Source organism: Armatimonadia bacterium, assembly GCA_039679385.1.
Lineage (GTDB): Bacteria > Armatimonadota > Zipacnadia > Zipacnadales > JABUFB01 > JAJFTQ01.
In genome coordinates this window covers 1-4,971 of the sequence record JBDKVB010000056.1, presented here as the reverse complement: position 1 = coordinate 4,971, position 4,971 = coordinate 1, and the positions used below count along the sequence as shown (strand labels likewise).

Below are 4,971 nucleotides of genomic sequence, written 5' to 3'. Positions count from 1 at the left end.
TGCTGATGGCCCCCTGTCAGCTCGTTGAACAGGGTCGTCTTCCCCGCATTGGGGTTACCTGCAAGACCTATGACAATCCGCTTACTCACGGGCCGCTCCATCGGAGGCCGATGTCTCCATCACCGGCTCCTCAGCCGCCGTTTCCGCCTCAACCTCGATGTTCGCCGCCTCGCTGCGCCGCAGGGATAGATGATAGCCGCGGATCTTGACCTCCATCGGGTCACCCAGTGGCGCGATGCGCTCGAACTCGACTTCCGTTCCCGCTGTGACCCCCATCTCCATCAGGCGGCGACGCACCGGTCCCCTACCTCTCACCCGCACGATTCTGCCCCGGAACCCCGGCCGCTGCTGGTCCAGCGTTGCGCCGTGCCCTCGTCCCCCATGCCAGCCAAAGGGACTCTGGCTGGGCGTCTCAATCTGCTCCACACACCGTCGGCAGTTGTGATCGCAGTCGCGGTCCTCCCAGCGCCCCTGCAGGTGAGTAAGCCAATCCCCTCCACTGCGCGGGCAGTGCTCCACAAACTCCATGAGCCCCAGCAGGCGACGCAGCGTCTTCGCACTCAAGTAGTGCTCGAGCTTGCAGGCTTCGTCTTCCGCCTCCGACTGCTCAAGCTGGAGGATGCAGTTCAGGAAATCCACCAGCGTAATGTGCCGCCGGTGCACGTCCTCGGCCAGCTCCCTGCCGCGATCGGTCAGCTCAACATCCCCGTATCTCTCGTGACGTACCAGGCCCTCTTCCTGCAGTGTCGCCAGGGCAGCGCTCACCGAGGGCATCTTGACCTCCAGGGACTCGGCAATGTCCTTCACGCGCACTACGCGGTTGCTGTGCTGCAACCGGTAGATCGCCTCCAGGTAGTCCTCCATCGTCGCCGACAGCCCGGCAGCCATGTTCATCGCCCCAACTTAGTTAGTCTCATTTAACATTCTTATACCCCTTAGCATAGTCTCTGTCAACCCAACTCTCGGGGTTCAGCTTGCGGCACCAACTGGAGAGGTCACGGCGTCTCAGGGGATGCTGCACGCGGCACACTGCGAGGACTGAACACCGCCACAGGACCTTCACGATACTCTTCCCGCCACAGTTCGGGAGCCTTCTGCAGCAGGCCGGCCTGGGACCCAAAAGCGACAACAACCTGACACCCTGTGTCAGCCACTAACTGCCATCTGTCCTTGTCCGAAAGGTCTCGCGCAAAGACCCGCTCCACCACTCGCTCGCGCTCCGCGTGGTTTGGTGTCAGTTGCCCGTGGCCCGTCCACACCCGCACGCGACCCTCAAGGGGAAGCCACTGCCCGACGCTACCGACGGCAAAGGCGCGAGCCCCCGTACCAAAGCGCTCAGCGATAGCCTCCTCTGCACCCAGAATCCCCGAAGCGATGTAGCCGGTGCGGGAGGGGAACTCCCGAGCCACGTACCACAGACTCGTGGGGGCGCACAGGAGGACGAAGAGCCCGGCTGCCAGCGCTCTTCGGCGTCCGAGTTGCACAAAGGACGGCGCCAACACGCTGACCGCGAGAAGAACCAGGGGGATGTGCAGCCCCTCCACGCAGCGTCGCTCGAAGCTCACGCCGCTGAAAATCAGCAGCAGGGTCGCCACTACCCAGGACGCAAGTAGGGCTCGCTTAGCGACCTCAAAGACACGAGCCGAGGCGTCTCCTGTTTCTTGCTTCTTCCCTGCCGACCGAGTTGCGCGCAGCCACCCCACTGTCCGCACGAAGCCCAGGATGGCGAGTATCCCGACGAACCCGAACCCGCACAGGTAGCTCAGCGGCGAAGGTGACGGCATCAGGTTCGAGGCGGCCCACCGGCTCAGCGACACATGGGACTTCGTCTCCCAGAGCTGGAAAGCAAAGAAGGGGGCGCTGGTGACCAGAGTCACGGCATTGCTCGTGACCACTCGTTTCCAGGGCACGCGAAGAACCGTGAGGAACACGCTGTGCACGAGCAGTGCCGCAACCACCGTCACTGCCGTATAGGTGTGGACCACAGCCAGAACGCCGAGCAGAAGTCCTGCTGCGAGCGCACCACTCAGGGGCGCCTTCTCGGCCTTCCACGAGTCCACCAGCGCCGCAAAGGACGCCACCATCAGCAGCAGCGACACGACGAAGTGCGGGAAGTACAGCAGCGACGAGTAGGTCCATAGCTCCGGCATGAAGTCGGCGCTCACCCACATTCCCGCCAGGGTCCCTTCACGCGACCACAGCCAGTACAGAGACCCGGCTCCACTGGCGGTCACTGTCAGAAACCACGCCAGCCAGGTCGTGAAGCGGTCCGGACAGAACCGCGCAAGGAACCCGAACAGCACGAACAAGTAGACGAGGCCAAAGATGACCCGCGCGGCATGGTACAGCACCACTGTGCTCACCGGCACGACTCTGCCGACTAACCCCACGAGCGCCCACAGCGGGTTGGGTGCGAACCGGTCGGTCCCCTCAATCGAGTAGAGGTTCGTGACCGCCATGTCTCCGTGGCGCACCTGATTTGCCCACATGAGGTAGCTGATCTGGTCGTTGACATAGCGCTGCAGCCCGGTGTAGGTCTCACCCTCAGCCGGTCGGGACACGTGGTACACATAGGGCAGGACAGTGGTCACCAGGAGAAGCACGGACAGAACTGCAACCAGACGCCAGTCGCGAGACGTGGGTATCATTGGGTGACTCCTGACGGCGTCAAGCACAGACAACTGCGGACTATTCGCGAACCTGGTCCTGCATACCTACCAAGAGGAGCAACCATCGGATGCCAGTCCCGGCTGCTTAGCACACGGCCTAGGATGGGCTATACTATAAGGCGGTATCCCAGGGCAGACGAGGAGACATCGCTGATGGATTTCCGCAAGTATGACGGGACTAGGGATCTGGAAGCCGCACGACGCATCTGGCGTGAGACCGGTTGGCTGGGCAAGGACCGCGAGCACGTGATGGACCTTGAGCTCGAGGGGACGGACGGCTTTGTCGCCGACCTGAACGGCGAGGCCGAGTGCCTGGTCCTCACCGCACCGGGACGGTTGATGTACCAGCAGGAGGAGCTACCCTATCTGCACGTGAACGGCGTCACCACCAGCCGCGTTGCTCGCAAGCAGCATCTGGCCAGTGGGGTAACCGCCGGCGCCGTGGCACAGGGGGCCGCTGAGGGCGCCCTGGTGGCAGCCCTTGGCATGTTCGACCAGGGCTTCTACAACCGGCTCGGCTTCGGCTCCGGCGCCTACACCAACCAGTTCTCGCTCGATCCGGCCCATTTCACGGTCACGGAGACGCCCCGTGTTCCTCGCCGCCTGACTGCGGATGACTGGGAGGCCGTCCATGCGTCACGACTGGCCCGGCGGCCGGCTCACGGCGCCTGCAGCCTCGACCGTCCTGCGCTCACCCATGTGCCGATGCTGTGGGGCGACACTGCCTTTGGCCTTGGCTACTTTGACGGTCCCCAGGGCGAGCTGACCCACCACTTTTGGTGCCACGCCAAGAACGCCGCGCGTGGCCCTTACGAGGTGACATGGATCGTCTTCCAGACCCGCGAGCAGTTCCGCGAGCTGATCGCGGTCCTCAAGAGCCTCGGCGACCAGGTCCGGCTCATCACACTTCGCGAGCCGCCCGGCATCCAGATCCAGGACCTGCTTGAGCACCCCTTCCGGGAGTACGAATCCCGCGACAAGGGCAGGTTCGAGCTGGGCACGCACGCAGTGGCCTGGTGGCAGATGCGGATGCTTGATCTGCCCGGTTGCCTGGCGCGCACACACCTGCCCTGCGGCGAGGTCCGCTTCAACCTGCAACTCAGCGACCCGATCACCAAGTACCTCGATCCGCAGTCGCCCTGGCAAGGCGTTGCCGGAGACTACGTGGTAACCCTCGGTGCCGAGTCCGGTGCCGAGCCCGGACAGGACGCCAACCTGCCCTCGCTGCAGACGACCGTCAACGCCTTCACTCGTCTGTGGCTTGGTGTCCGCTCAGCAAGCGGCCTGGCCTTCACCGATGAGCTGGTGGCGCCCGAAGGCCTTCTGCAGTCCCTGGATGCAGTGATCCGCCTGCCTCTGCCCCATCCGGACTGGAATCTCTAGGCTCCGGCGTTATGCAACCTTCGGAAGCACAGACAGAGACGCCCCTTGCGGGGCGTCTCTGTTCGTGTGCAACTCCTCCCCCACAGCCTCCGCGGGGCAGGGCTCCCGGTTACCCTCGCCGCCGTCTCGGAAGAGCCAGCATGGCCAGCACCGTCGCCAGGCCACCCGCCAGCAGCCCTCTTCCTCCCTCAGCCATGCGCGGAGCTTCCAGTGTGGTCCCGGCGCTCCCGGTCGTCGTGGCTGTGGAGGCGCCCAGGGCCTTAAGCTCTTCGTCGGTGAGCTTTGTCTTGCCCTCGGGACCAATCTGGACTGCCTTGCCGTTCACCACCACGATCATGTTGTCCGACACAGCAAGCGACTGGTTCAGCGCCGGGAAGCTGCGGCTGAGCTGGAAGTGAGCCTCGCTGTAGGCCTGCACCTGCAGGTCTACCTTCCGGCTCGCCGGATCGTAGCGCATATCCTGCCACTGCCCGGCGCGGGCCACGAATCCTCTCTGCCCGCGATTCTGTACATTAGCCACCTGGACTTCCCGTCCCTCGGCGTCCAGGTAGCGGTTCTGACTGGCCACGTTTGTGGCCTGGCGCATCACCTGGGCGTTCTGGGTCTGCGAAGTAGCCCATCCGCCGCCACGCTGCGAGAAGGCTCCGGCCATCGCATCCATGGCCTTGCCTGGAGCGGCCGCCCGCGGAGCAGTCGTGTCCTCATTCGCCAGGAAGGCGGTGTACTCGGTGAGGATCCCGTACTTCGTGCTCAGCTCAACGATCTCGTTCACGAGTTCCTTGTTGCTGCCGTTGAGGCGGATCTGGTCCAGCAGGTACCCGATCTTCCGCCCGGCCCAGAGGCTGGCCAGATACTCCGCTCCGTCGTTGACCTCCGGGAAGTCGACTTCGCTAACGTAGCTGCGTTTCCCGTGGCCGCT

The 4,971-nt window shown here is 64.1% G+C and carries 4 protein-coding genes; 1 reads left to right on the top strand and 3 read right to left on the bottom strand.

What is annotated here, in order from left to right; all coding sequences use genetic code 11:
• Nucleotides 1–81: 81 nt before the first annotated feature.
• On the bottom strand, nucleotides 82–888 hold the full coding sequence (locus tag ABFE16_06015) for a FeoA domain-containing protein (GenBank protein MEN6344843.1): 807 nt from the start codon (nucleotides 886–888) through the stop codon (nucleotides 82–84).
• Nucleotides 889–995: 107 nt separating this feature from the next.
• Entirely contained in the window at nucleotides 996–2,648 is a 1,653-nt protein-coding gene (locus ABFE16_06010) for a hypothetical protein (protein MEN6344842.1), read from the bottom strand.
• A gap of 174 nt (nucleotides 2,649–2,822) precedes the next feature.
• Here ABFE16_06010 and ABFE16_06005 point away from each other — a divergent pair, with 174 nt between their 5' ends.
• A complete protein-coding gene (locus ABFE16_06005; protein ID MEN6344841.1) occupies nucleotides 2,823–4,052 on the top strand; it encodes a hypothetical protein in 1,230 nt (409 codons plus the stop codon).
• Between the two features lie 109 nt (nucleotides 4,053–4,161).
• Here ABFE16_06005 and ABFE16_06000 read toward each other — a convergent pair.
• The coding region (locus ABFE16_06000) for a hypothetical protein (protein MEN6344840.1) at nucleotides 4,162–4,971 on the bottom strand (810 nt) is incomplete at its 5' end.